Raw genomic sequence first — 25,454 nt, 5'->3', positions numbered from 1 at the left:
CCGGGCCCGGTGATGCTCAGAAGTGAACAGAACCGTCGGACGCCGGGACGTAGCGTCGAGGCCCGTGCCGGTGCCGACCGCGGGTACGGCGAGGGAAGGGTGACACATGACGGATTCGACCGACACGACCGGGACGCAGGGGGAGCCGGCCCCGGTCCCCGGCGCGGAGCCACCGGCCTTCCCCCAGGAGAAGGCGCCCGGCTGCCCGTTCGACCCGCCCCCCGGGTACCGCCGGCTGCAGGCGGAGGACCCGTTCGCCCCGGCCACCCTGCCCAGCGGGCAGCGGGCGCGCGTGGTCACCCGGCACCGTGACGTACGGGCCGTGCTGGACGATCCGCGTTTCAGCGCCGACAGCTCCCACCCGGACTTCCCCCGGATGTTCCCGCGTCCCGTGCCGCAGGTCCTCAAGGGCACCTTCCCCCGGCTCGACGGCGCCGAGCACCTGCGCTACCGCCGCATGCTCGCGCGGGACTTCACCGGCCGCCGGGCCGAGGAACTGCGCTCGCGGATCGCGCAGATCGTCGACGGCCGCCTGGACCTGATGGAGGCCGGGGGCGGTCCCGTGGACCTGATGGAGGCGCTCGCCTACCCCGTTCCGTCCACCGTCGTCTGCGAACTGCTCGGAGTGCCCGCCGAGGACAGTCCGCTGTTCGAGTCGCGCACCCGCGTCCTCATCAACGGCCGCAGCGGCCCCGAGGAGATGATGCGGGCCAAGGACGACATCCTCGACCACCTGGAAGGGGTGGTGGCGGCCAAGGAGAAGCAGCCGGGCGACGACCTGATCAGCCGGCTGCTGGTCGAGCAGGTGGCGCCGGGTCTGCTGGACCGCGCGGAGGTCGCGATCATCGCCTGGCTGCTGCTCGCGGCCGGCCACCACACCACGGCGACCATGATCGGAACGGGCACCCTGCTGCTGCTGGAGAACCCCGGGCAGCTCGCCGCCCTGCGGGCCGATCCGGCCCTGATCCCCGGCGCCGTCGACGAGTTGCTGCGGCACCAGACGGCCATGCAGATCGGCATGAACCGCATCGCCACGGCTGATGTCACCCTCGGCGGAGAAACGATTCACGCGGGGGAGGGCGTGGTGTGCCAGCTCGCCACCGCCAACCGGGACGCCGACGTCTTCGCCGATCCCGACCGCTTCGACGTGACCCGTACGGCCCGCGGCCACCTCGCCTTCGGCCACGGACCCCACCAGTGCCCCGGACAGTCCCTGGCCCGCGTGGAGCTCCAGGTCACGCTGGGCCGGCTGGTCACCCGGCTGCCGGGACTGCGGCTCGCCGTCCCCGTCGCCGACGTGCCCTTCTGGCACCACCTGTTCGGCATCCACGGCGTCAAGGAGCTGCCGGTCACCTGGTGAGCCGCCACCGGCCCACCAGCGGCCGCCAGCCGCGCCCACCGCCCGGAGGAGGAGCGTTGTCGGAGGTACAGCGGGAGCTCATCCACCTGTTCGACGGTCTGCGTGCCGCGGCGCTGTCCGGGCGGCGCAGCGAGAAGTGGCGGCGCTACCCGCCCGACATCCTCCCCGCCTTCATCGCCGAGATGGACTTCCCGGTGGCCGAGCCGGTGATCGACGCCGTCCGGGCGCACCTGACGGAGGGCGGGGACCTCGGCTACGCCTACGCCTACACCACCGAAGCACCGGTGCAGCGGTCGTTCGCCGCGTGGTCGCACGAGAGCTGGGGCTGGCGGGTGGAGCCGGAGAAGGTGGTGCTGTTCCCCGACACCATGCGTGTGATGGAGGTGGCCCTGGAGCGGTTCACCGAGCCGGGTGACGCCGTCGTGGTCGACGTACCGGCGTATCCGCCGTACTTCGAGGCCATCGCGGCGGCGGGGCGGCAGGTCGTCTCCCAGCCGATGCGCCTGCGCGGGGGGCATTGGCGGCTGGACCTGGAAGGGCTGGCCCGGGCCTTCCGGTCGGGAGCGGCGGCCTACTTCCTGTGCAACCCGCACAACCCCACCGGCCGCGTCCTCACCCGTGAGGAACTGCGCGAAGTGCTGGAGCTGGCCGCCGAGTTCCAGGTGGCGGTGTTCTCGGACGAGGTGCACGCCCCGCTCACCCACCCCGGACACCGGCACGTACCGCTCGGCTCGCTGCCGGAGGCCGCCCGGGTGCCGACGGTGACGGCCGCCTCGGCGAGCAAGGGCTGGAACCTGTCCGGTCTGAAGTGTGCGATGGCCGTCGCCGGCCGGCCCGAGGACCACGACCGGCTCATGGAGATGCGCCCCAGGGAACGGGACGGCGTGGGCATCCTCGGCGTCAGCGCGAGCGAGGCCGCCTTCACGCGGGGCGGTCCCTGGCTGCGGACCCTGCGGCACTATCTGCACGGCAGCCGGCAGGTGCTGGCCGAACTGCTGGAGTCCTTCGGCCCCGATCTGGTGCTGGTACCGCCCGAGGCCAGCTACCTCGCCTGGCTCGACGGCCGCCGGCTGGCGGAGCGGCTGGGCACCGACGACCTGGCGGAGTTCTTCCTGAGCCGCGGGAAGGTCGCCGTCAGCGACGGCCGCGAATACGGGAGCGAAGGCTTCATCCGCCTGAACTTCGGCACCTCGCAGCGCTTGCTGGAGGAAATGGTCCGACGTATGGAGAAGGCCGTGCGGGAAGAGGTCCCGGAATCCGACGGCGCCGATCCGGCGCCGCCGAGAAGTATTCCTGGATATCCGGCCCCGGTCTGCGGGTCCTACAGGCCGGCGGACAGCGAGGAATTCTCCAGATAATCCGTCAGCTCCGCTATATGAATGCAGAGGTGTGCGTCCTCGGTGCGATGCACCACACCGGCGACCGAAAACCTTTTCAAAAAGTAACCGATACGCGAACGGGTCGTCCCGACCATTTCCGCCAGCTCTTCCTGGGTTATTCGGTCGCGAATCAGTGCCGTCTGGTCCCTGCGCTTTCCGACCTTCTTGCCGAGATTCACCAGTAACGCCGCGAGCCGGTGTTCGCTGTCCATCGTCACCAGGTTGGCGATCACCTGCTGCTGCTCCAGCAGCCGGCTCGCCATGTGGCCGATGAGCGCTTCGCGCAACGGTGGGTCGCAGTCGTTCATGATCTGCGCCACGCGCACCTGGACCAGCGTCGTGACCTGCATGGCCTGCGCGGTCTCGGTGCGGTTCGCGGCCAGCACGCTGGACTCCCCGAACACGTCCCCGGGGCCGTGTATCGACAGGAGGCACTGTTTGCCGTCGCGTGTGTGGGTGAGTGTTTTGACCTGGCCGCTCTCGACGAGATAAATGTTCGCGTCGGGCTGGCCGAGATTGTAGACGTGTTCCCGCCGGCCGATGTGAATCCGCGTCCCCCTGATGGTGCCTCTCCCGGCCGCGTCCTGCAGTACGCCGGCCAGGCTTCGCTCGGTGTTACAGAAGGGTTCCATTCCGCTCCCGGTGATCATTGTGGACCGGCAAAGCTGGTAGGTTGACCGTCATGTCGGGAATCTATTCCTGGGGCAGAATCTAAGACATCTGCCCCAGGGTGGGGTAGTGGTACGGGTCAGGTTGGCGACAATTGACCGTAACCATGTCGAACGATTTGTCAGCCGTTACCGACCGTTCCGCAGAAGCGGAAATTCCGGTTGTGACGCAAGAGGGCAGGCGTACTCGACAGACAGAAAGAAGCCCTGGTGAAGATGGGATGCGAGACGCTCCTGCGGCGACCGGACAGGGCTGCTTGATCCCGCTTTGTACCAGACGTTCCGCACGTCGCGTACATGAGATCGCGCCACATGAACCACCGGCTCCGGTCATCCCGGCCGCCGTCGGGCGGCGCCGGCGCCGAGGTGGAATCCGTTCCGGCGGAGGTCGGCGGCCACCCGGCCGCGCGTCTCGCGAAACGATGCGCCGCCCCGGCCCGTGCGCGGTGGCCGGACTTCGCCGCACCCCCGTTCCTTGATCGACAACGCCTCCCAGCTCATAGAATGTTCAACCTCAGGTGCGAAAAGGGGTGGGCCGTGTCCGCACACGACGCGTCGTTCGGGGCGCTGCTGCGAGAACTCCGGCTTGCCAACTCGCTCACCATCGAAGGGCTGGCCGAGGCGTCCGGGGTCAGCGTGCGGGGCATCGGCGACCTGGAGCGCGGACGCCGCGCGGCCCCGCAGCGCCGCACCGTGGCCGCCCTCGCCGACGGCCTCGGTCTCGACGACACCGACCGGGAACGCCTGCTCGCCGCCGCCCGTACCGGCCGCACCGCCGGATACCACCCCTTCGGGGTGCGCTCCTTCCCGCGCGGCACGGACGACTTCGTCGGCCGTGAGGGCGAACTGCTGCGGCTGACGGAACTCGCCGGATCACCCGGCGACCTCACCGGCGACGACGCCACCGCGCGCCAGCCCGTCGTGGTCGCCGTCTCCGGCGCACCGGGCACGGGCAAGACCAGCCTCGCCCTGCGCGCGGCTCGCGGGCTCGCCGACCGCTTCCCGGACGGGCAGCTCGTGGTGGACCTGCGCGGCACGGACGACACCCCGCCCGCCCCGGCCGAACTGATGGTCGGTGTGCTCAAGGCGCTCGGCGTGCCCGACCGGGACCTCGCCAAGGCCGGCGCACCGGCCCACCCCGCCCTGTACCGGCAGGTGCTCGCCGACCGCAGGTGCCTGCTGGTCCTGGACAACGCCCGCGACGAGGCCCAGGTACGGCCGTTGCTGCCGGGCACCGGACGCGCGCTGGTGCTGGTGACCAGCCGGCGCATGCTGACCGGCCTCGACAGCGTGCACCGCCTGCCCCTCGGCGGCCTCGGCACCGCGGAGTCGGCCGCCTTCCTCTCCTCCCTCGTCGGCGAGGACCGCGCGGCGGCCGATCCGGCGGCCCTCGCGGAGGTCGCCCGGCTCTGCGGGCACCTGCCGCTCGCCCTCAGGGTGGCCGGCAACTGGCTGGCCACCCGCACCGGCTGGAGCCTGCGCCGGCTCGCGGACCGGCTGGCCCTTGAGGAACGGCGACTCGACGCGCTGACCGCCGGCGACCTGCGGGTGGCCGGCGCCTTCGACCTGTCGTACCGCCAGCTCACCCCCACGGCCGCCCGGCTGTTCCGGCGCCTCAGCCTGGTCCCCGGCCCGGACACCGGCGCCGCCTGCGCCGCCCGGCTCACTGGGCAGGACCTGTACGACACCGAGGACACCCTGGAGGAACTCGTCGAGGCCGGACTGCTCGGCACCGCCGGCGACCGCTACCGGCTGCACGACCTGCTCGCCCTCTACGCACGTGACCGGCTCATCGCCGAGGACGGCCCCGAGGACGCCGAGCGGGCGCGCCGGTCGATGTTCCGCTGGCTGCTGGAGACGGCGGTCGTCGCGGGCCGCTGGTACGAACCCGGGCACGGCGCGCCACCGGCGTCCTGGCGCGGCACGGTGGACCTGTCCAGTGCCGGGAAGGCCCGCGAGTGGCTCCAGGCGGAGGGCATGAACTGGCTCGCGGCCCTGCGCGCGGCCGCCGCGGACGGGGAGCACGCCATCGTCGTCGAGGTGGCGGAGTCCCTGCACTGGTTCTCCGACCAGTGGATCTTCTGGGGCCACTGGCCCGAGGTCTTCGGCACCTCCGCCCGCTCCGCCGAGGCGCTCGGCGACCCGCTGCTCGAAGCGACCCACCTCAACTACCACGCCTGGGCAACGCTGTTGTGCGAGGGCCGGCCCCGCGACAGCCTGCCCTACTCCGCACGGGCCCTGGCCGCCGCACGGCTCGCCGGTGATCCGGTCCAGGAGGCGTGGGCGCACCAGTACGCCTCCTGGGCCCATCGCCTCCTGGGCGACTCCGTCTCCTCCGCCGACCGCAACGAGCGGGCCGTCCCGCTGTTCCGCGCCGCGGGTGATGTGCACGGCCTGCTCCAGGCGCTGCTCCAGCGTGCCTACGACCTCCAGAGCGCCGAGCGCGACGAGGAGGCCCTCGTCGCCTACCGGGAGACCCTGGACCGGCTGGAGGAGGCCGGCGACCGCGTCGAGCCGCACATCGCTGCGTTCACCCGGGGGAGCGGGCTCGTCGGCCTCGGCCGCATCCACGCCCGCCTGGGCCGCTGGGAGGAAGCGGTCCGCCATCTGCGGAGCTCCGTGGAACTGTGCCGGGCCCAGGGCAACACCGCCCTGGAGAGCCGCTACCTCACCGTGCTCGGCGAGACGCTGCTCGCCGCCGGACGCCCGGAGGAGGCACGCGAGGCCTTCGATCGCTGTGTCTCCCTCGGCCCCGGCGCGGACCCCTCCCGCGTCGCCCGGGTTCGCGCCCACCTCGACCGCATGGACGCCGACCGATGACCACCGTGGGCGGTGCCCGGTGACACCACGACAGGTTCCGCGCCCGCGAGGGCACTTACCGCCGGACGCACCACGCTGTTCCCTCCGCGCACTCTCCCCGGCCGGCCGGTGCCCGCGGTTTCTGCCTCGAAGGTGCCTGGTGATCCGTGCGGCCCGCCTGGTTGGCTCGTGGTGACGGAGAGGAGACCCGTGTGGACCTGGTGCTGTCGACGGACACCGTCCCCGACCACGAGAAACTCGCCTACTGGCGGGACGCGGTCGGCACAGCCCTGGTCCCGGTGTCCGTCGTACCCCGCGGCGCGGGCCCGCTCCACGGCCGGATCACCGGCGGCCGGCTGGGCCGGCTGCGGGTGGCCGCCGTGGAGTCCGACGCCCAGCGCATCAGCCGCACCACCGCACACATGGGCGGCTCGGACTCCTGCGTCGCCGTCCATGTCCAGACAGTGGGCAGGGCGACCCTTCTGCAGGACGGCCGCCATGTCACGGCCGGCCCGGGCGACATGGTGGTGTACGACACCGCGCGCCCGTACACCCTGGACTTCCCCGAGCGGTTCGCCGGCCGGGTCGTCCAACTGCCCCGCCGCGCGCTGGACGTGCCCGACGAGCACCTGCGCGACATCACGGCGACACCGATCACCGCCACGGCCGGGCTCGGGGCGATCCTCACGCCGTTCCTCGCGACGCTCGTCGGCGAGGCGCACTCCTGCCCGCCGGCCGTCGCCGGGCGACTCGCGTCGAGCGCGGTGGACCTGTTCGCCACGCTGGTGGCGGAACGCAGCCGGGCCGGGATCGCCGACACCGCGCGCGAACAGCTGGTGCTGCGCATCCGCGACCACATAGACCGGCACCTGGGGAACCCGGACCTGGCCCCCGAGGCCGTCGCCGGGGCACACCACATCTCGGTCCGCTACCTGCACCGCCTGTTCGAGGACGAGGGGATCACCGTCGCCCGTCTCATCCAGCGCCGCAGGCTCCAGGAGTGCGCGCGGGAACTCGCGCGGGGCGGCAGCGCCGCGCCCGCCGTGTCGGCGATCGCCCAGCGCTGGGGATTCGTCAATCCCGCCCACTTCAGCAGGGTGTTCCGTGGGGCGTACGGCCACTCGCCCCGGGAGTGGCGCAGGCTGCGCGCGGCCGGGGCCCAGCCCGACACGGGACACGACGGGACGGCACCGACCGCCGCCCGTCCGCCTCGCCCGACCGAGGCGGGCCGCCCCCGCGCGGCCTGACCCGACTGCCTGCCCGCTCGGCGGACCACCGCCCTACCCGGCGACGGCCGGCTCCGCCGGCTTCTCGTCTCCCGTCGCCGGCTCCTGGGGACCGGAAATGGTGTAGAAGACGGAGGACCCTTGCTTGGTGCGCTGCGCACCGGTCCTCGCCACCAGGTTCTCCAGGGTGGTGCGGACGACCTTGGTCTGGATCTCGCGGTCCGGGTGTGCCCGGCCGAGAGCCTCGGTGACCTCCGCCGCCGAGCGGGGCTCGCTCTGGTCGGCGAGATGTGCGCGGACGAGCTCGACGAGGGTGGGCTGAGCCGTCTTGGCGGCCGTCTTCTTCGCGGGCTTGGCCGCCGACCTGGCCGCGGGCTTGGGCGCCGCCTTCTTGGCGGAGGCCTTCCTCGTCGTCCCGGCCTGCTCGGCGGTCGACGACGTCTTCCCCGCCCGGCGCTTGACGGACTCGGCGGAGGACTTCTTCCGAGGTGCGGGCACCACGGGGCCGGCGGGCTCGGTGGCCGTGGTGACCGAGGCCACCGCACCGAGTGCCTGCTGCATGCTCACCAGAATGGTGTGGTCCTGCTGCAGCGTCGCCAACTGCTGCTGCAGGGAGCCGATCTCCGCCGCGAGGCGTTCTTGTTCCTTGACGTTCTGTTCGAGGTCGCCGGCCACCTGATTGACGTAGTGCGAAGTCAACTCGGTGACGGGGGTGGTGTTCTCAGACATCTGTCCTCCATCCGTAACCCTGACGGGCTCCCCGGTGGGTGGTCGTGGCAAGCGGGGACCAGAAGTGGGGTACTGCGGGTCCGGCCCGACACATGGATGATACGGGTCGGTCCACCTGTTTCCACTTGGTCGACATCTTCCCCCCGGAATTGATGAGTTCCATGCCGCGTCGGGGGCACACCTGACCGGTCAGATCCAGCCCAGAGAACCGAAGACGAACAGGGCGAGCGCATCGACACCGAGGATGGCGCCCACCGTGACGGCTTTCGTCCGCACCCGCGCCATGTCGTGCACGGCGAAACTCACCACGAAGAAGGGGGCGTAGCCGAGGAGGAGGATGAGGTAGGGCGCGCCTGCCCGCCACCAACTCCAGTCCCAGGTCAGTACCCCCACCCGGTGCAGCCAGAGTTCGACCGCCACACAGGCGGTCGAATTCACCACGATCAGCAGAGGCCGGTTGGGAATCCCCAGAACGCGTGTGTCGCGCGGGGGGAGGAGTTTCGCCGCGGCGATGCCCATCACGGCGAACATGAAGCAGATCTCGATGTTGAGGCCGATCAGGATCTGGTAGGCCGTCCTGCCCGACGCGCCCCACACCGGAGCCCGCCCGGTGAAGTGGAACACGAGGGCATTGGCTGTCTCGTTGAACCAGTCCATGCCCCACAGGGCGAGGCCGGCGAACAGCACGTTCCAGTTTCGCCGTTCCGCTTCCACGGCGTAGACATAGATCACGAACAGCAGGAACGGGATGACATACCACGTGAAGTGGCTGCCGTCGCGCAGGAGTTCCTGTGCCGCACGGGCATGGTCGGTCATGGTCGGCGAGTCCCCGGGTCCGGGCCGCCGGCTTCCCGCGGGACGTCCTCGGGCGACGGTGGACGGTGGGCCCGTCGCGGCGGCGAGAGCGATACTTACTGGCGAGTAAATATCGTGGTGCGAGACCCCCGGCGTCAACGGTCCGACGCGGACCGGATCACGCGGACGTGCCGCGCCGACCGGCCCTTTCGTCGAGCGGGCCGGCCGAGCCCTTGTTCGGATGTCGCTGTCCGTGTCCGGAACCGGCCATGATCGTTACTTCCGGTGACGCCGCCTCGGAGCGGCGGCCCCCGCGTCCTGGTGGACAACCGGACGTGTCGGAAGACGTGTCGTCAGGCACGTCGTCGAGGCAAGGAGCTGCCGGTGGGTGGTTGGATCAGCGTCGGGCTCGGAGCGGCCGCCGCTCTGTGCCCGCTGTCCCAGCACGGTGACACCACCGTCACCATCGACCACACGCCGTCGGGAGCGCACCTGGTCGTCTGCGCCCCTGATGTGTGGATCGACATGGGCCACGGAGCCCGGGCGTCCGAACCCCCGCGGCCGGCACCGGCGTCGACCCGGCAGTCCCCCTCACCGTGCGCGCCCGCGCCCGCCGGCCGGGCTCCGGTGTCCGAACCACCTCGGCAGGCACCCCGGGAGGTGCCGGCGCCGCTCTCCGGGACCCCGCGGCCGGCCCCGCCCGCCCAGGCTCCGGCCATGGCCCCGCCCGTCCCTCGGGAAGCGGACCCGCCGGCTCGGGTCGAGTCCGCACCGGCTCCCGCGGCGACTCCGATCCGCGCCGCCGCCTCCGCCCCGCCGAAGGCACCCCCCGCCTTCCGATGGGTGCCGCGCGCCCACTACACGGGCGGCCCGCGCCGGCCGGCGTTCACCGGCACGCCGACGACCATGACCACCGTCGTGGTCACCACACCGGCCATCCTGGCCGCGGCGGCGCTACGGCCCTCCCGCCGCCGCACCCGCGACTGACCCCGCGCCACGACCGGCCGTCGCCACCGCGTGCCCGCCGGACCGGCCACACCTGCCCCGTCCACCCCGTCCCCTGTTCGTCCGCCCACTGGAGTTGTGCTGTGCCCGAGTGGCTCGTCTACACCCTGGTCTCGATCCTGGTCTGTGTCCTCGTCGTCGCGGCGATCGTGCTGCGCCACCGCCGCGTCGCCGTGGACGAGGACACCTCCGAGACCCCGGACGTGCTGGAGTACATGGTCATGATGGTCGGCGTCGTCTACGCCATCGTGCTCGGCCTGGCCATCGCCGGCGTGTGGGAGGCCCGCGGCGCGGCCGAGGACACCGTCCAGCGCGAGGCCCAGGCGCTGTACGAGATCGACCAGCGCCTGGACGTGTATCCGGCCGCCTTCCACACCCAGGTGCAACAGCACATCAACGACTACGCCAGGCACGCCGTCGGCACCGAATGGCCCGCGATGGAGAAGGACGCGCCCGTCGACGGCACCGGCGCCGCCCTGCTGCGCCGCATCCGCAGCGACATCGCCCACCACACCCCGTCCGACGAACTCCAGGCCCAGGCCTACCAGCCCCTGCTGGACCAGGTCGCCGCCGCGGACGACGCCCGCCACCAGCGCCTGGACAGCGCCGGCACCACCCTGCCCGGAGCGGTGTGGTTCGGTCTCGTCGCCGGCGCCGTCATCACCCTCGGCCTTCTCTACACTCTGCAGATCCGCCGCTCGACCCGCGAACTGATGCTGGCCACCGCCTTCAGCTCCCTGGTGGTCTTCCTGCTCTTCCTCGTCTGGAGCTTCGACGCGCCCTTCGGCCACTCGGGCACCGACTCCGCGCAGCCGCTCAGCGAACTGCTGACGACGGCCGTCTGACCCGGGGCGGCCCGCCCGGCGTCACCCGGTGGCGCCGTTCCGCCCGTCTCCCGGCAGCCCGAACAGCCTCGCCGCGTTGTCGTGGCACACCGCCCGCAGCCACTCCCGCCCCAGGCCCAGCCGCTCCAGCGCCCGCAGCTGGTGCAGATACGGATAGGGAATGTTGGGGAAGTCGGAGCCGAGCAGGATGCGGTCACCGAGGGCGGCGAGCCGGGGCAGGGCACGGGGCGGGAACGGCGCCAGCCGCTCGGCGAAGTCGGTGAAGGCCATGGTGGTGTCCAGCCGTACCTGGTCGTACCGTTCGGCGAGGCCGAGGAAGTCCTCGTACTCGGGCATGCCCATGTGCGCGACGATCAGCCGGAGCCGCGGGTGACGTGCCAGCACCCGCGCGATCGGTTCGGGCCCGGTGTGCTTGCCGGGCGCGGGCCCCGAGCCGCAGTGGATCACCACGGGGATCCGCGCCTCGGCCAGCAACCCCCAGGCCCCCTCCAAGAGTTCGTCCGCCGGGTCGTAGGCACCGACCTGCACATGTGCCTTGAACACACGGGCGCCCGCCTCGACGGCTTCCCGCACGTACGTCTCTACGCCCGGCTCGGGGTGGAGGGTGGCGGTGTGCAGGCAGTCGGGGGTGCGGCGGGCGAACCCGGCCGCCCAGCCGTTCAGCCACGGGGCCATGCCGGGTTTGTGCGGGTAGAGCATCGAGGTGAAGGCCCGGACCCCGAACTCCCGCAGGAGCAGGGTGCGTTCGGCCTCCTCCTTCCGGTAGCCGATCGGCCATGCGAGTCCACCGGTCAGCGGCCCCTGCGTGTCGAAGTAGTCCCACACCTTGCGCAGGACCCGCTCGGGCATGAAGTGCGTGTGGACGTCGACCAGCCCGGGAAGACCGAGCCGGCCCCAGAATCGGCGCACTTCACCGGCCTCTTCGCGCGCGCCGGTGAGGTCGTTCGACGCGGCGGCGCCGGACGGGCGGGCGGGGACCTCACGGTGATCGTTCATGCCGTCCACGATCGGCCGTGGCGGGAGGGCGGGTCCACCCTTTTCACGCAGGGACGCATGAGGGATCGGTCACCTGTGCCCGGGCGAGCGGCGGCGGCACGGCGCGGTGGGCGACGAGGCCGGCGGTCGGTCGCATCGACGGTCCTCAGAGGTCGAGGACGACTTCGGTCGTGGGCTCGCTGCAGCAGACGAGGACGGTGCCCGGCTCGGGCGGTTCGAGGGGCTCGGTGGTGTAGGTGATGTCACCGGCGACGAGAGGGGTGACACAGGTGTGGCAGACCCCGGTGCGGCAGGACCAGCGCGTGGGGATGTCACAGGCCTCGGCGAGGTCGAGCAGGGAGGCGTGAGCCGGTGACCAGGCCGTGGTGACGCCACTGCGGGCGAAGGTGATCAGGGGGCCGGAACCCGGCGGGCCGGGTGGCTGGTGCGGCCGGATCACCTCCGCGGGCGTGATGCCCGGGTTGATGGCGGACAGGGCGCTGAACTGCTCGGTGCGGATCCGTTCGGGGCGCAGGCCGAGGTCGCGAAGGAGTGCGCCGAAGTCGTCCATGAAGGCGGTCGGCCCGCAGAGGTAGGCGTCGGCGTCGGCGGGGATGCCCATGGCCGCCAGTGACGCGGCACTCGGGCGGCCCGGGGCGACGGGAGGCCGGCCGGCCTCGGGGACGGTGTCCCCGGCCGCGGTGTAGTAGATGTGCTCCTCGGCGTGCGGCAGCCGCGCGAGAAGGGCGTGGGCCTCGTCGGCGAAGACATGGCCGGCACGGTCGTGGGCGACGTGGATCCACCACAGGGGGCGTGGGTCCCGGGTGGCGGCGAGCTGGTGGAGCATGGCCAGTACGGGCGTGGCGCCGATCCCCGCCGAGGCGAGCACGACCGGGTCCGTGCCGTCCTCGAGTACGAAGGTCCCGCGGGGGCTCGCCACGTCCACCCTGTCTCCGGGGTGGAGCCGGGTGTGCAGGTAGTGGCTGACCTGTCCGTGGGGCTCGTGCTTGACGCTGATGCGGTAGACGCCGTCGGCGGGCGCGCAGGACAGGGAGTAGCTGCGCACGGAGGGTGCGGCGCCGACGGGCAGACGCAGGGAGAGGTACTGGCCCGGGCGGGCCGCGGGCAGGGGCGTCCCGTCGGTGGAGTCGAGGTAGAGCGACGAGACGGTGGAGGTCTCGGCGACGATGCGGGCGACGCGCATCGCCCGGAAACCCGGCCATCCCCGCGCGGCCGGCCGAGCGCCGGCGCCCTCCACCGGCCGATCCGGTTCCCGGGGGGCGGAGAGTTCACGGAAGGACTGCTGCCAACCGGGGCTGAGGGCGGGGATGTTCAGTGCCCTGCGCAGCAACTCGGGGTCGCGGCCCGGAAGGTAGAGCAGGGCGTCGACGTCGGCGACGCTGAGGTGTTCGGGCCCCCTGCGGGTGAGGGTGATCTCGTCGCCGGCCCGGACCTGGCCCTCGGTGACGACGCGCAGGTAGAAGCCGGGGCGGTGGTGGGCGACCAGGAGCGAGGGCATGGCGGGTTCGCCCAGACGCATGCCCACGCGGTAGCAGGTGACCCGGGGCTGGCTGACCTCGAACTCGGCATCGCCGATGCGGTACCGGTCGCCGATGCACACTTCGTCGTCCGGCAGCCCGTCGACGGTGAAGTTCTCCCCGAAGACGCCGAAGTCCAGGTCGTCCCGGCCCAGGTGGCGCCTCCAGTGGTCGTAGGACTGCGCCTGGTAGACGAGGACGGCACGCATCTCGCCGCCGTGCCCCGCCAGGTCACCCTGGCCGTCACCGTCGATGTTCAGACGCCGGACCGTGCGGGGCCCCTCGACAGGGGTCTTCCAGATGCCGGTGTGTACCGTCCTCCCCTGCCAGGGGACGTCCTTGGGCATTCCCACATTGAGGGACAGCAGCGTCGCCATGGCGATTCTCCTGAATGAGCCGGGGAGCCCCCTCACGGAGCGGTGCGTCGTGCGCCGTCCCGATCCTAGTTCCGGGTGCGCGGGGCCCGCGATTTTTGTGTCCCGCCGACACCTCTAACCTTTGAACAAGGCTTCAGCGGTGGATCCCCGTCCCGGTGCTGCCACCCCCGCTAACCTGCCGATCATGGCGGAGTGGGAGATACGGGCGGCGGTGGCGGCGGACGTCGAGGCGGTGGCCGAGTTGCGGGCCGTGGTGCTGCGGGCCGACCTGGAGCGGCTCGGGCGGTACGACGAGCGGCGGGTACGGCAGCGGCTGCGTGACGCGTTCGTGCCCGCGCACACCTGGGTCATCGAGGCGGGCGGCGGGTTCGCCGGCTGCGTGTCCCTGCGGCCCGGCGCGGACGGCCTCTGGCTGGAGCACTTCTACCTGGAGCCGATCTTGCAGGGCGCTGGGATCGGTGCGGCCGTGCTGCGCCGGCTGCTGTCCCGGTGCGACCGTGACAGGGTCCCGGTCCGGCTGAACGTGCTCCGGGGCAGCCCCGCCCGGCGGCTGTACGAGCGGCACGGGTTCACCGTGGAGTCCGAGGATCCGGTCGACGTGTTCATGGTGCGCCCGCCGCTGGCGGTGGCCGCCCACGACAGCTGACCGGCCGGCGGGCCACCGGCCCCGCGGGGAACCGGGCCGGCACGGGCGGCGTCCCTCCGATCATCCACAAGATCGTCCACGTCGACGCCGAAGGCCCCGGGGGACCCGCATGACCGGAACCACGACCGGAACAGCTCCTCGCCACCTCTACCTCGCGCGACACGGCGAGGCGTCGGAGGACGAGAGCGAACTGACGGACGCCGGCCGCCGTCAGGCCGAACTCCTGGGCGCGCGGCTGCGCGACACCCCGCTCTCGGCCGTTCACCACGGCCCCCTGCCCCGCGCCGAGCAGACCGCGCGCCTGGTCGCCGGTCAACTCGACGGGATCCCGTTGCAGTCCACGGAACTCGCCGGTGACTACCTCCCCCACCTCCCCGAACGGGCCGAGCTGCCCGCCGAGTTCGCCGACTCCATGCTCGACCGGCTGGCGCCGTTCCCCGCCGAGGAGCGCCGGCCCGACCTCGCCCGGCGGGCCCTGGCCCGCTTCACGGGTCCGGTCGACGGCGACGAACCCCGGCACGAGCTGGTCGTCACGCACAACTTCCTCATCGCCTGGCTCGTCCGGGACGCCCTGGACGCACCGCCCTGGCGCTGGATGGGCCTCAACCACGGCAACGCCTCCCTGACCGTCATCCGCTACAGCCCGGACCGCCCCGCCTCGCTCCTCTTCTCCAACGACATGTCCCACCTGACCCCCGAGCTCCGCTGGACCGGTTTCCCCCCGGAACTTCGTGCCTGACGCCCCGGCCGCACGGCGTGGGGCCACGGCCGACCGGACACCCCCGCGGACCCGGTCGGCCGTACCCGGCCGGCCCTACAGCGGATTCGCGCGCAGCCAGTCCAGGACCTGCCCGGCGTGTTCGTCCGGGGGGAAGACCGGATAGAAGACGTGCTCGACCCTGTCGTCCCGCAGGACCAGGGTCAGGCGTGTGTACAGCCTTGTGCCGGACGCCTCGAAGGTGGGCAGGCCGAGTGCGCCGGCCAGGGCGAAGTCCGGGTCGGACAGCATGCCGAAGGGCAGTCGCAGCCGGTCCACGACCTCGTTCTGGTAGCCGGTGTCCTGGCTCGACAGTCCGTACACCCGGCCGGCACCGGCTTCGAGCAGGTCCCGGAAGTGGTCGCGGAAGTCGCAGGCCTCCGTGGTGCAGCCGCGAGCCCCGGGGATGGAGTTCCAGCCCTCCGGCAGATCGACCCCGGGCCGGCCGGTGAGCGGGTAGACATAGATCACCGTGCGCCGGGGGCCCAGCTCGTCCAGCCGAACGCTGCGGCCCGCCGTGTCGGCCAGGACGACGGCGGGCGCCTTCGTGCCGGGCAGGTGGTCGGCGGCTCCGTCGTCCTCGGGAGCGGGCAGGTCCGCGGGCAGGGCCAGGTACGTGTCGTGCGCGGCCCCGGTGCCGGTGGGTACGACGGTGCTGCCCCGGCGCGCGGCGGTGTCGAGGTGGGCGATCAGCGCCGACCGGCGGGCGGTCAGGGCTTCGATGCGCCCGGTGAGCTCGTCGATGGCCTCGCGATAGGTCGCCAGCGAGGCGGGGCAGTCGTCGATGTGCGCACTCCCTGCCGCCAGGCACTCCAGGAACGGCCGGGTGCGCTCGACCGGGATGCCGAGCCGGAGCAGCGTCCTGATCTCCCGTACGAGCCGTACGTCGTCCCCGGTGTAGTCGCGGTATCCGTTGGGCAGGCGCGCCGGTCTGACCAGGCCCAGCGATTCGTAGTACCGAACCGCCTTGGTCGTCACGCCGGCCTCGTGTGCGAGCTGGCTGATTCTCATTCCGATCACCTCACTCGCACGGTAGACCCTGCCCTCAAGGGCAAGGTCAAGCGGCGGGGGGCGGGGTTCGGGCCGGTCACGGGGTGGGGGAAAATGGTTGCCCTGAGAAACTAGATCCGGGAAAGGTCCCCCATGCCGCACCTCGCCATCGACTACTCGTCCCGGTTGGCAGGAGTCCTCGACCCGGGAACCCTGGCGCGGGAACTGCACCCGCTCGTGGTCGGGGAGTCCGGCTCGACCGGCGTGTGCAAGACGCTGTTCCGCCCGGTGGAGACGTACGCCGGCGACCGTACGGGCCGGGAGACGGTCTTCGTGCACGTCGAGGTGGGCCTCATGCCCGGCCGGTCCGAGGCGCGGAAGGCGCGTCTGTCCGAGCGCATCCTGACGCTGCTGGCCGAGCACCTGCCGGGGGACGGCGCGGTCGGCGCGGTGTTCTCGGTGGAGGTGCGGGACCTGTCCGGCTCCTACCGGCTCGGCGCCGTACCCGCGAGGAGCGGCGGCGACACCGCCGCGCTGTGCCGGCCGGGCGCGCCCGCACCCGCCTGAACCGAACCCCGGACGAACGCGGGAGGGCCTCTGCCGGGGTCGCGCGGCCGGAGCCTCGAGGTGCGCCGACGGCCGGGGGCACGCCAAGACGCGGCCGCCTCGGCGGGGTTGGGGCGTGGTCACTACGATGTGAGACCAAGACAACCATTCGACCGGCCTGTTCCAGGCAGGCCGGTCGGGGTCGCCGATACCAGGGACCGCTCCCCGGGTTGCGGTGATCTTCCTGCCCAGGAGGACCTTCCGCATGTTCCGACGAATAGGCAACGTCGTCGTCCGACATCCCGTCTGGACGATCGTTGCGTGGCTGATTGCCGCGGTGGCGATCGTCGCCACCGCTCCGAGTCTGCCCTCGAACAGTGACGAGAGCAGTTTCCTGCCCAAGAGTTACGAGTCCATCAAAGCGGCGGAGCTCCAGGAGAGGGCGTTCCCCAGCGCCTTCACTCCGTCCGCGATCGCGCTGTACCAGCGCACCGACGGCGGCCGACTGACCGCCGCCGACCGGAAGGACGTCGCCCGGATCACCTCCGAACTGGGCGGCAAGCACATCGACCAGGTGCAGAAGGTCGTCCCCGGCCAGCCGTCCAAGGACGGCAAGTACGCCATGACCCTGGTCCAGATGGACAGCAAGAACGCCGGCCAGCCCAAACAGGTGGACGCCGCGAAGGAGTTGCGCAAGGACGTCAAGGACCTGGCCAAGGGCACGCATCTCGACGTCAAGCTGGGCGGCTCCGCCGCGCAGGCCCTCGACCAGGAGGACTCGTCCAAGCGGGGCCAGGCCCTGATCGGCATCGGCACCTTCGTGATCATCCTGGTGACGCTGCTGATCATCTTCCGGGCGCCGATCCTCGCCGTGCTGCCCCTGCTCCTGATCGGTCTGGTGTCCGCGATCGCCAACGGGCTGATCGCGTACGCCACCAAGCTGTTCGATCTCCAGGCCAACAGCTCGATCTCGTCGATCCTGATCGTCGTGCTGTTCGGCGTGGGCACGGACTACTTCCTCTTCCTGATGTTCCGGTACCGCGAACGTCTGCGCGCCGGTGACGAACCCAAGCAGGCCATGGTGAACGCGGTCGACCGGGTCGGCGAGGCCATCGCCTCGGCCGCCGGGGCGGTCATCATCGCCTTCCTCGCGCTGGTGCTGTCGACGCTGGGCTTCCTCAAGCAGATGGGCCCCGCGCTCGCCATCGCCGTGGGTGCCACGCTGATCGCGGGCCTCACCCTCATCCCGGCCGTGGTCTCCCTCATCGGCCCGAAGGTGTTCTGGCCCTCCAAGTCCTGGCAGAAGGAGCCGGAGAACGCCCGGTTCGCCGCCCTCGGACGGGGTGTGCAGCGCCGTCCCGCGCTGACGGCCGTGCTGTCCGGGCTCGTCCTGGTCGTCCTGTCGCTCGGCACGCTGGGCTTCAACGCCACGTTCGACCTGGCGTCGGGCTCGATGCCGAAGACCAAGGAGTCCATGGTAGTCCAGGACGAGATGCAGCAGGCGTACTCGGCGGGCGCCGCGGCACCCACCGACGTCTATCTGTCCAGCACCGACGGCAAGCCGCTGGACAAGGCCGCCTTCGGCGCCTACGCGCAGAAGCTCGGCGCGGTGGAGGGGGTCGCGAACGCCCGTATGGCGCAGGTCAACAAGGCGGGTACGACAGCGGACTTCACCGTGACCCTCAAGTACGAGGCGTCGACGGACAAGGCGATCGACGCCGTGGGCCAGGTCCGCGACGTCGCCCACTCGGCCGCACCCGACGGCACCGAGGCCCTCGTCGGCGGCATGTCCTCGATCTTCAAGGACATCGACAGCGCGGTGAACCACGACTACCGGACGGTCTTCCCCGTCGCCGCCCTGCTGATCATGGTCATCCTCGGCCTGCTGCTGCGCAGTGTCGTCGCCCCCTGGTATCTGATCGCCTCGGTGGGCCTCGGCTTCGGCGCCACCCTCGGCGCCACCGTGTGGATCTTCCAGGAGGGGCAGGGTCACTCGGGCCTGATGTTCATGCTGCCGGTGATCATGTACCTCTTCGTGGTCGCCATCGGCACCGACTACAACATCCTCATGATCGCCCGGCTCCGGGAGGAGGCCCGCGAGGGCCGCGAGCCGCGCGAGGCGGCGGGCATGGCACTGCGGCACGCGGGGCCGACCGTGGCCGCGGCCGGCTTCATCCTGGCGGCGACCTTCGCCACGATGATGCTCGCCGGCAACGCCCTGCTCACGGAGATGGGTTTCGCCGTCTCCTTCGGCATCGCCGTCGCCGCGTTCGTCATGGCGATGTTCTTCACCCCGAGCCTCACCGCGCTGATCGGGCACGCGGCGTGGTGGCCGGGCCACGGGGACCAGGCGAAGCCGACGGCGTCCGGTGCGGGCACCGGACCGTCAGGCGCCTCCGGCGGTGACGGCCGGGACTCGGTCACCCACGATCCGGCCGGCCGCCGCGGCTGACGGGAAGGGCGACAGGGCGGTGCTGCCACAGCCATCCGGCACGGCAGCACCGCCTCTTCCATGCGGCACGTCGGCTGACACCCGGGCCGACGCTCCGTACCGCCCGCGTCGGCCCGGTCGTCACGTCGGCTCGCGTAGGGCGTACAGTGCCGCGCCCAGGTCGGCGACGGTCATCGGGTCGGTGAGGGAGCGGCCCGTCAACTCCTCGACGCGGCGCAGCCGGTGGCGGACGGTGTTCGGGTGGACGAAGAGGCCCTCCGCTGCGTCCGCTCGCGTCAGGTGGGCAGGAGGCGTAGGGCGTACAGTGCCGCGCCCAGGTCGGCGACGGTCATCGGGTCGGTGAGGGAGCGGCCCGTCAACTCCTCGACGCGGCGCAGCCGGTAGCGGACGGTGTTCGGGTGGACGAAGAGGCCCTCCGCTGCGTCGGCGGTCACGCCGCCCGCGGTGAACCAGTGCCCGAGCGTGCGCAGCAACCGGGCACGCTCGGCCGCGGGCAGCGCGAGCACCGGCCCGAGGGAGACCTCCACCAGGCGGCTCGCCTCCGCCGGGGCCGCCGCGACCAGCATGGCCAGCGGACTGTCGTCGAAGCGAGTCACGCCCGGCCCGTCGCCGGGCAGCCCGGTCAGCGCCAGCCGGGCGAAACGGAGCGCCTGCGGGGTGTCCCGCAGCGAGTCGAACCGCGGGCTGACACCGACCCTCGCGCGCCGGCTGCGCAGCGCCCGCAGACCCACCGACTCCGCGTCGCGGTGGGCGAGCGCGATCAGCCCGATCTGCTGGTCGGGCAGCAGCCGCCAGACCGACGGCACACCGGAGCGGCGCAGTGCCGTCTCGATCCCGGGCAGCGGTTCCTGCCCGGGGTCCGGCACGGACGCGGCCACCACCGCGTACGGGCCGCGCTCCGGCAGACCGAGCTGCCTGGCCGCCTCCCACGGCGTCGTACGGTCCGCGAGGGCGCCCGTGAACAGCGCCTCGGCCAGGGCCGACCGGCGCGCCTCGCGTTGCAGGGTCAGCTCCGCGCTCGCTTCCCGGTAGGCCGCGGCCACGGCCTCCGCGTACCGGCCGAACAGGGCCCAGATCTCGGAGGACCCGGCGACCAGTTCGGCATCGGTGACATCCGGGTGCCTGCGGGCCTCGTCGACCAGTTCCGACCACAGGAACTCGAAGCCGACCCGGTAGGCGTGCAGGGTGTCCGCCAGGGGCACGCCCTGTTCGGCGCGCAGCCGCCCCGTCTGCTGCGCGGCCCCGACGTCCGGCCCCGCGCCGAACGCGAAACGCGCGAGCAGCAGGTCGGCGTTGTCCTCGCAGGACTCCCGGAGCGAGGAGAACGGGATGAGCGCGTCGTCGGCGTACGACTCGACCTCCGCGCGTATCCGCTCGGTCATCAGCTCACCCAGCTCCGGAAGGCGCGTCCGCAGGGCGGCACCCACACTCGTCAGACCCATGACCGCAGCGTACGGCAGCCGAATTGTGGCCCGGAACAACACCGGGACCTCCGAACTGTCGGCGCCGCCATGGACGTCCATGATCCCGCGGGACACGATCTCGTGAGCGTTGACGACGGGACCCGCCAACGCCGAGAGCACGGATGCGAGGAGGCATCATGGCCAACCTGGCGGAATTCCTGGTGGACACGGCGCGCCGGCTGCCGGAGCACCCGGCCCTGCGGCTGGGACCGGTGACCACCACCTACGCCGAGCTGGACCGGCTCAGCGCCCAGGCCGCCGCCCTCCTGCACACCGAGGGCGTGCGCGCGGGCGACCGGGTCGCGCTGATGCTGCCGAACGTACCCGAGTTCGTCGTCCTCTACTACGCCGTCCTCCGCGCCGGTGCGATCGTCGTGCCGATGAACCCGCTGCTCAAGGAACGCGAGACCGAGTACCACCTGAGGGACTCCGGCGCCGTGCTGCTCTTCGAGTGGCACCAGGCGCCCGGCGAGGGCGCGGCCGGCGCCGCGGCGGCCGGGGTACGGCACCTGGCGGTCGAACCGGCCGCCCTCGCCGCCGAGCTCGCCCGTCTGGAACCGCGCCACGAGGTGGCCGCCACCGCCGGCGACGACATCGCCGTACTGCTCTACACCTCGGGCACCACCGGCCGTCCCAAGGGCGCCTCGCTCACCCACGCCGGCATCCGCCACAACACCGAGGTCAATGTCACCGAGGTGCAGCGGATGACGTCCGAGGACGTGATCGTCGGCTGTCTGCCGCTGTTCCACATCTTCGGGCAGACCTGCACGATGAACGTCGCCGTGTTCAGCGGCGCGTCCCTCACCCTCGTTCCGCGCTTCGAGCCGCAGATCGTCCTGGACGCCATCGCCCGCGACCGGGCCACCGTCTTCGAGGGCGTCCCCACCATGTACGCCGCGCTGCTCCAGCATCCGGAGGCCGGCGCGGCCGACGTGTCCAGCCTGCGCATGTGCGTGTCGGGCGGCGCGTCCCTGCCGGTCGAGGTCCTGCACGGCTTCGAGCGGCGCTTCGGCTGCATGGTGCTCGAAGGGTTCGGCATGTCCGAGACCAGCCCGGTGGTCTCCTTCAACCACCCCGACCGCCCCCGCAAGGCCGGCTCCATCGGCACCCCCATACGCGACGTGGAGGTGCGGCTGCTCGACGACGGGGGCCGCGACGTCGCGCCGGGGGAGGTCGGCGAACTGGCCGTACGCGGGCCGAACGTGATGAAGGGCTACTGGAACCGGCCCGAGGAGACCGCCGCCACCATCCCCGACGGCTGGCTGCGCACGGGCGACCTGGCCCGCCGGGACGAGGACGGCTACCTGTACATCGTCGACCGCAAGAAGGACCTCATCATCCGGGGCGGCTACAACGTGTACCCGCGTGAGATCGAGGAGGTGCTGCACGAGCACCCGGCCGTCGCCCTCGCCGCGGTCCTCGGTGTGCCGGACGAGCGGCTCGGCGAGGAGGTCGCCGCCGCGGTCGTCCTGCGCCCCGGCGTCCAGGCGGACACCGAGGAGATCCAGCGGTTCGTCCGGGACCGGGTGGCGGCCTACAAGTACCCGCGCCGTGTCTGGCTGGCGGACGCCCTGCCGATGGGTCCGAGCGGCAAGATCCTCAAGCGGGAGATCACGGCGCCGGTCGCCTGACGGGCGGGGTCCGACGGGGAACGACCACGGGGCCCGGCCCGCCGTTCTTTTGCGGTCCCCGCAAAAACGCTGGTCGGTTGTTGCCGTTCTGGCCGAGCCTGGCCTCTCAGTGCTCCCGTACCTGAGAGGCGACCGTGACCACGACAACCGTTCTTCCGGCAGGACCCGAACCGAGTTCGCGCAGACGCTGGACGGTGCTGGCCGTCTGCTGTCTGAGCATGTTCCTGGTGGGCCTGGACACCACCGTCGTCAACGTGGGCCTGCCCGCGATCGGACGCGGACTCGGCGTCGGGACGCGCAGCCTCGAATGGACCGTGGACGCGTACACCATCGTCCTGGCCGCCCTGCTGATCTCGTCCGGCGCACTGGCGGACCGGTTCGGGCGGCGACGCGTGTTCCAGTGCGGGCTGGCCGTGTTCGGTGCGGCCTCGCTGGTCTGCGCGCTGGCGCCGTCGGTCGGCGCCCTTGTCGCGGCCCGCGCGCTCCAGGGGGTCGGCGCCTCGATGCTCAGTCCCGTGGCGCTCGCGATCGTGGTGAACGCGATGCCCGATCCGAGGGAGCGGGCGCAGGCGATCGGTGTCTGGGCGTCCGTCTTCGGGCTCAGCATGGCGGTCGGCCCGGTCACCGGCGGCGCGCTGGTCGAGGGGTTCGGCTGGCGGTCGCTGTTCTGGATCAACGCCCCCGTCGTGGTGGCCGCCCTGGTGCTCAGCGCGGTGTTCGTACCGGAGTCCAGGGCACCGCGGGCCCGCCGGCTCGATGTGCCGGGGCAGGTCCTGCTGACCGTGGTCATCGCGGTCTGGATCGGCGTGCTCATCGAAGGCCCCCGCATCGGCTGGACGGCACCGGCGGCGTTCGGTGCCTACGCCACAGGTGCCGTCGCGACCGTGGGATTCGTGTGGGTGGAGTCCCGCCGGGCCGAGCCGCTGATGGATCCGCGGCTCTTCCGCAGTCCCTCGTTCGGCGGCGCGGCCGTGGGCGCGACGGCGGTCTTCGTCGCGCTGAACGTGACGCTTCTGCTCAACACCCTCTATTTGCAGCACGGTCGGGGATACACCGCCCTCGCGGCGGGCGCGGTGACCCTTCCCATGGCCGTCGGAGCGACCGTGTGCGCACCCTGGTCCGGCCGGCTCGTCGGGCGCGTCGGCCCCCGGCTCCCGCTGATCCTCGGCGCGGTCTTCATCACGTCCGGAGGCCTGTGCCTCACCCGCCTCGGGCCGCACACGAGTCTTCTCCTGCTGCTGCTCGCCTCCCTCCTGATCGGCGTCGGCTTCGGCTTCGCCAACGCGCCGCTCACCAACACCGCGGTCAGCGGGCTGCCTCCCGCCCGGGCCGGCGTGGCCGGGGCGATCACCTCCACGGCACGTCAGTTCGGCGCCGCCCTCGGCATCGCCCTCGCGGGCGCGCTCGTGTCCGGCGCCGAACCCACCGGGCTCGCCCGGGCCTCCCGCCCCGGCTGGCTCCTGGTCGCGGCCTGCGGACTCCTCCTGCTGGCCGTCGCCCTCACGACCGGCAGACGGACCGGCGCGACCGGTTCGACGGCACCTGCGGCCGGTCATGGCCGGTGATACGAAGATTAATTCGCTGGTCAACCTCAAATGGGAAGGAAAGTGGCGTCGGGCACCTTGCTTTCCCTCCTCAATGCGGCTCGATCCCGAGCTTTTCCACCAAGCGCGGATCTCCCCGGAAAGCTTTTGCTCTTTTTGGCGCACATAAAAGCGAGTTGGGGGCACACGGAGAGCAGAAGGAATGCTATCGGCAGGAGGCACGACATGATCGCCCTCGGCATCATCCTGCTCATCATCGGTTTCCTCACAGGCGTATCGATCCTGTGGACCATCGGCATCATCCTGGTGGTGATCGGGGCTGTTCTGTGGATCCTGGGTTCCATGGGGCACGCGGTCGCCGGCCGACGGCACTATTGGTGACCGACCCGACCTCATAGAGGTCCGGCACCGAAAGGCGGGTGCCGGGAGCGGGTTCCCGCGTCCGTGCGGGAACCCGCTCCGCCGCGTCCGGAGGTCCCGCCCTCCTCGTCCGGTCGTCCCCAACTCGGGTTGCCCTCCCCACCGGTGAAGTCGGTGATCTTGGGAACGAGGACATGAACGATCTTCGTTCTCGGGAGGGGAAGACCGGCATGACCGTGCCCGCACCACGTGACCGACGCCTGTACCGCGACCGGCGGTTCGACCTCCGTACCACCACACTGTTCTTCGTCCTGCTGGCGCTCGTCCTGTGTCTCGTGGCATCGGTGGCGCGCCTCGCGGTGGGGATGGTGGAGCGCCGCCCGGTGTGGGCCGGACTGCTCGCCGTACTGATCGTCGCGTCCGTGCTCGCCTCCCGGTCCCGGTGGCGCAGGCTGTCCGCCGCGAGGTGCGCGCGCCGCGCGGCCGAGGCGCTGGAGGCCGCGGCCGAGACCGCGTCCGACCACCTCCGCGACATGCGCGGCGCGACGGCGGCGGAGGACACGTACGGCATGGCGGTGGCAGAGGACACCCACGGCACGGCGGTGGCCGAAGGCGTGCGGGACATGGCGGCGGCCGCGGCGGTGCCGGCCGTCGAGTGCCCGACCGGCGCGGCGGCCCCGGCCCCCGGGTACGGCGCCGATCCCCTCCGTCCGGGGGTGCCGCAGGCGCCCGACCTGACGACGGCGGTGGGGGAGGAGCCCACCGCCGTCCTCGACCAGCCGGTGGACTGCGCCGAACTCGACCCCGACGCCTTCGAGCGGACGATAGCCGACCTGTGCCTGCGTGACGGCTGCGGGGACGTCGAAGTGGTCGGAGGAGCCGGGGACTTGGGAGCCGATGTCACCGCCGTCACCCCGGACGGGCGGCGCCTGATCGTGCAGTGCAAGCGCTACGGCGAGACCAACAAGGTCGGCTCGCAGGATCTCCAGCGGTTCGGGGGCACCTGCTTCACCGTCCACGAGGCCGACATAGCCGTGGTCGTCACGACGAGCGACTTCACCGCCCCCGCCCTCGAATACGCCGAACAGTGCGGAATCCTGTGCGTGAACGGCGACGAACTGAGCGCCTGGCACGACGGCACCGGGCCCCGCCCCTGGGACTTCGAGGTCACGACGGCTCCCTGAGCGGCCCCGGCGGCAGGGACGGTCCACTACGTGGTCGACCACACCTCCATGTCGTATCGCGGAAATACAGTGCCGCGAAGCGGAAAACCAAGAGGTGGGGGTTGAGCGTATGCGGTGCGGCACGAGGATGCCGGTGCCCGGCCGTGGGCTCGCGTCGAAGCGAAGACGGGGGCGGCGGTCGGACG

22 protein-coding genes are annotated in these 25,454 nt (G+C 71.9%); 14 read left to right on the top strand and 8 right to left on the bottom strand.

What is annotated here, in order from left to right; translation table 11 throughout:
- Positions 1 to 106 precede the first annotated feature (106 nt).
- Together ACF08B_RS24885 and ACF08B_RS24880 are read left to right on the top strand one after the other, a co-directional pair.
- A complete protein-coding gene (locus ACF08B_RS24885) occupies positions 107 to 1,360 on the top strand; it encodes a cytochrome P450 (RefSeq protein ID WP_392319442.1) in 1,254 nt (417 codons plus the stop codon).
- A gap of 56 nt (positions 1,361 to 1,416) precedes the next feature.
- Positions 1,417 to 2,718 carry a MalY/PatB family protein gene (locus tag ACF08B_RS24880; protein ID WP_392319441.1) on the top strand — a complete coding sequence of 434 codons (1,302 nt, stop codon included), beginning with the start codon at positions 1,417 to 1,419 and terminating at the stop codon, positions 2,716 to 2,718.
- Here the strand turns inward: ACF08B_RS24880 and ACF08B_RS24875 are convergent.
- Entirely contained in the window at positions 2,682 to 3,371 is a 690-nt protein-coding gene (locus ACF08B_RS24875; protein ID WP_392319440.1) for a Crp/Fnr family transcriptional regulator, read from the bottom strand. The two genes, ACF08B_RS24880 and ACF08B_RS24875, sit on opposite strands and share 37 nt — an antisense overlap.
- A gap of 573 nt (positions 3,372 to 3,944) precedes the next feature.
- Here ACF08B_RS24875 and ACF08B_RS24870 point away from each other — a divergent pair.
- Positions 3,945 to 6,227, top strand: coding sequence for an ATP-binding protein (locus ACF08B_RS24870; protein ID WP_392319439.1), 2,283 nt, complete (start codon positions 3,945 to 3,947; stop codon positions 6,225 to 6,227).
- A gap of 191 nt (positions 6,228 to 6,418) precedes the next feature.
- Entirely contained in the window at positions 6,419 to 7,453 is a 1,035-nt protein-coding gene (locus ACF08B_RS24865; RefSeq protein WP_392319438.1) for a helix-turn-helix domain-containing protein, read from the top strand.
- Positions 7,454 to 7,486: 33 nt separating this feature from the next.
- Here the strand turns inward: ACF08B_RS24865 and ACF08B_RS24860 are convergent, their stop codons facing one another.
- Positions 7,487 to 8,161 (bottom strand): hypothetical protein, encoded by a 675-nt coding sequence (locus tag ACF08B_RS24860; protein ID WP_392319437.1) that lies wholly within the window; start codon positions 8,159 to 8,161, stop codon positions 7,487 to 7,489.
- Between the two features lie 189 nt (positions 8,162 to 8,350).
- Complete coding sequence (locus ACF08B_RS24855) at positions 8,351 to 8,977, bottom strand: hypothetical protein (protein WP_392319436.1); 627 nt, start codon at positions 8,975 to 8,977, stop codon at positions 8,351 to 8,353.
- Positions 8,978 to 9,340: 363 nt separating this feature from the next.
- Between ACF08B_RS24855 and ACF08B_RS24850 the strand changes: the two genes are divergently transcribed.
- A complete protein-coding gene (locus ACF08B_RS24850) occupies positions 9,341 to 9,943 on the top strand; it encodes a hypothetical protein (RefSeq protein WP_392319435.1) in 603 nt (200 codons plus the stop codon).
- A gap of 101 nt (positions 9,944 to 10,044) precedes the next feature.
- Positions 10,045 to 10,806, top strand: coding sequence for a hypothetical protein (locus tag ACF08B_RS24845; protein WP_392319434.1), 762 nt, complete (start codon positions 10,045 to 10,047; stop codon positions 10,804 to 10,806).
- Between the two features lie 21 nt (positions 10,807 to 10,827).
- Here the strand turns inward: ACF08B_RS24845 and ACF08B_RS24840 are convergent, their stop codons facing one another.
- Positions 10,828 to 11,802 (bottom strand): amidohydrolase family protein, encoded by a 975-nt coding sequence (locus tag ACF08B_RS24840; RefSeq protein ID WP_392319433.1) that lies wholly within the window; start codon positions 11,800 to 11,802, stop codon positions 10,828 to 10,830.
- A 145-nt stretch (positions 11,803 to 11,947) separates the two neighbouring features.
- Complete coding sequence (locus ACF08B_RS24835) at positions 11,948 to 13,696, bottom strand: MOSC domain-containing protein (RefSeq protein ID WP_392319432.1); 1,749 nt, start codon at positions 13,694 to 13,696, stop codon at positions 11,948 to 11,950.
- Between the two features lie 184 nt (positions 13,697 to 13,880).
- Here ACF08B_RS24835 and ACF08B_RS24830 point away from each other — a divergent pair, with 184 nt between their 5' ends.
- Together ACF08B_RS24830 and ACF08B_RS24825 are read left to right on the top strand one after the other, a co-directional pair.
- A complete protein-coding gene (locus tag ACF08B_RS24830; RefSeq protein WP_392319431.1) occupies positions 13,881 to 14,342 on the top strand; it encodes a GNAT family N-acetyltransferase in 462 nt (153 codons plus the stop codon).
- A gap of 109 nt (positions 14,343 to 14,451) precedes the next feature.
- Positions 14,452 to 15,081, top strand: coding sequence for a histidine phosphatase family protein (locus tag ACF08B_RS24825; RefSeq protein WP_392319430.1), 630 nt, complete (start codon positions 14,452 to 14,454; stop codon positions 15,079 to 15,081).
- Positions 15,082 to 15,156: 75 nt separating this feature from the next.
- Here ACF08B_RS24825 and ACF08B_RS24820 read toward each other — a convergent pair whose 3' ends face one another.
- On the bottom strand, positions 15,157 to 16,110 hold the full coding sequence (locus tag ACF08B_RS24820) for a MerR family transcriptional regulator (RefSeq protein WP_392319429.1): 954 nt from the start codon (positions 16,108 to 16,110) through the stop codon (positions 15,157 to 15,159).
- A 132-nt stretch (positions 16,111 to 16,242) separates the two neighbouring features.
- Here ACF08B_RS24820 and ACF08B_RS24815 point away from each other — a divergent pair, with 132 nt between their 5' ends.
- Positions 16,243 to 16,656 carry a 5-carboxymethyl-2-hydroxymuconate Delta-isomerase gene (locus ACF08B_RS24815; protein WP_392319428.1) on the top strand — a complete coding sequence of 138 codons (414 nt, stop codon included), beginning with the start codon at positions 16,243 to 16,245 and terminating at the stop codon, positions 16,654 to 16,656.
- A 244-nt stretch (positions 16,657 to 16,900) separates the two neighbouring features.
- Positions 16,901 to 19,087, top strand: a complete 2,187-nt coding sequence (locus ACF08B_RS24810; protein WP_392319427.1) for an MMPL family transporter — start codon at positions 16,901 to 16,903, stop codon at positions 19,085 to 19,087.
- 120 nt (positions 19,088 to 19,207) lie between these two features.
- Here ACF08B_RS24810 and ACF08B_RS24805 read toward each other — a convergent pair whose 3' ends face one another.
- Positions 19,208 to 19,366: a helix-turn-helix domain-containing protein gene (locus ACF08B_RS24805; protein WP_392319544.1), complete on the bottom strand. Its 159-nt coding sequence runs from the start codon at positions 19,364 to 19,366 to the stop codon at positions 19,208 to 19,210.
- The gene (locus ACF08B_RS24800; protein ID WP_392319426.1) at positions 19,363 to 20,529 is read right to left on the bottom strand and encodes a PucR family transcriptional regulator; all 1,167 of its coding nucleotides are present in this window, start codon (positions 20,527 to 20,529) and stop codon (positions 19,363 to 19,365) included. The genes ACF08B_RS24805 and ACF08B_RS24800 overlap by 4 nt, the downstream gene beginning before the upstream one ends.
- A gap of 158 nt (positions 20,530 to 20,687) precedes the next feature.
- Between ACF08B_RS24800 and ACF08B_RS24795 the strand changes: the two genes are divergently transcribed.
- The 4 genes from ACF08B_RS24795 to ACF08B_RS24780 all read left to right on the top strand — a co-directional run bounded on the left by ACF08B_RS24795 (position 20,688) and on the right by ACF08B_RS24780 (position 25,269).
- The gene (locus ACF08B_RS24795) at positions 20,688 to 22,181 is read left to right on the top strand and encodes a long-chain fatty acid--CoA ligase (RefSeq protein WP_392319425.1); all 1,494 of its coding nucleotides are present in this window, start codon (positions 20,688 to 20,690) and stop codon (positions 22,179 to 22,181) included.
- 134 nt (positions 22,182 to 22,315) lie between these two features.
- Entirely contained in the window at positions 22,316 to 23,746 is a 1,431-nt protein-coding gene (locus ACF08B_RS24790; RefSeq protein WP_392319424.1) for an MFS transporter, read from the top strand.
- A gap of 204 nt (positions 23,747 to 23,950) precedes the next feature.
- Positions 23,951 to 24,106 (top strand): DUF6131 family protein, encoded by a 156-nt coding sequence (locus ACF08B_RS24785; RefSeq protein ID WP_093472119.1) that lies wholly within the window; start codon positions 23,951 to 23,953, stop codon positions 24,104 to 24,106.
- Positions 24,107 to 24,315: 209 nt separating this feature from the next.
- Complete coding sequence (locus ACF08B_RS24780) at positions 24,316 to 25,269, top strand: restriction endonuclease (RefSeq protein WP_392319423.1); 954 nt, start codon at positions 24,316 to 24,318, stop codon at positions 25,267 to 25,269.
- Positions 25,270 to 25,454 lie beyond the last annotated feature (185 nt).

This window comes from Streptomyces sp. NPDC015139 (assembly GCF_043079785.1).
GTDB lineage: Bacteria > Actinomycetota > Actinomycetes > Streptomycetales > Streptomycetaceae > Streptomyces > Streptomyces albidocamelliae.
This window is presented reverse-complemented; position numbering and strand designations above follow the sequence as displayed.

Excerpts from the sequence above, each read along its gene's own strand:
- ACF08B_RS24855 (WP_392319436.1), bottom strand. The coding sequence starts at position 8,977 with ATGACCGACCATGCCCGTGCGGCACAGGAACTCCTGCGCGACGGCAGC.
- ACF08B_RS24860 (WP_392319437.1), bottom strand. The coding sequence starts at position 8,161 with ATGTCTGAGAACACCACCCCCGTCACCGAGTTGACTTCGCACTACGTC.
- ACF08B_RS24830 (WP_392319431.1), top strand. The coding sequence starts at position 13,881 with ATGGCGGAGTGGGAGATACGGGCGGCGGTGGCGGCGGACGTCGAGGCG.
- ACF08B_RS24885 (WP_392319442.1), top strand. The coding sequence starts at position 107 with ATGACGGATTCGACCGACACGACCGGGACGCAGGGGGAGCCGGCCCCG.
- ACF08B_RS24875 (WP_392319440.1), bottom strand. The coding sequence starts at position 3,371 with ATGGAACCCTTCTGTAACACCGAGCGAAGCCTGGCCGGCGTACTGCAG.
- ACF08B_RS24800 (WP_392319426.1), bottom strand. The coding sequence starts at position 20,529 with ATGGGTCTGACGAGTGTGGGTGCCGCCCTGCGGACGCGCCTTCCGGAG.
- ACF08B_RS24825 (WP_392319430.1), top strand. The coding sequence starts at position 14,452 with ATGACCGGAACCACGACCGGAACAGCTCCTCGCCACCTCTACCTCGCG.
- ACF08B_RS24820 (WP_392319429.1), bottom strand. The coding sequence starts at position 16,110 with ATGAGAATCAGCCAGCTCGCACACGAGGCCGGCGTGACGACCAAGGCG.
- ACF08B_RS24810 (WP_392319427.1), top strand. The coding sequence starts at position 16,901 with ATGTTCCGACGAATAGGCAACGTCGTCGTCCGACATCCCGTCTGGACG.
- ACF08B_RS24795 (WP_392319425.1), top strand. The coding sequence starts at position 20,688 with ATGGCCAACCTGGCGGAATTCCTGGTGGACACGGCGCGCCGGCTGCCG.
- ACF08B_RS24785 (WP_093472119.1), top strand. The coding sequence starts at position 23,951 with ATGATCGCCCTCGGCATCATCCTGCTCATCATCGGTTTCCTCACAGGC.
- ACF08B_RS24780 (WP_392319423.1), top strand. The coding sequence starts at position 24,316 with ATGACCGTGCCCGCACCACGTGACCGACGCCTGTACCGCGACCGGCGG.
- ACF08B_RS24815 (WP_392319428.1), top strand. The coding sequence starts at position 16,243 with ATGCCGCACCTCGCCATCGACTACTCGTCCCGGTTGGCAGGAGTCCTC.
- ACF08B_RS24840 (WP_392319433.1), bottom strand. The coding sequence starts at position 11,802 with ATGAACGATCACCGTGAGGTCCCCGCCCGCCCGTCCGGCGCCGCCGCG.
- ACF08B_RS24835 (WP_392319432.1), bottom strand. The coding sequence starts at position 13,696 with ATGGCGACGCTGCTGTCCCTCAATGTGGGAATGCCCAAGGACGTCCCC.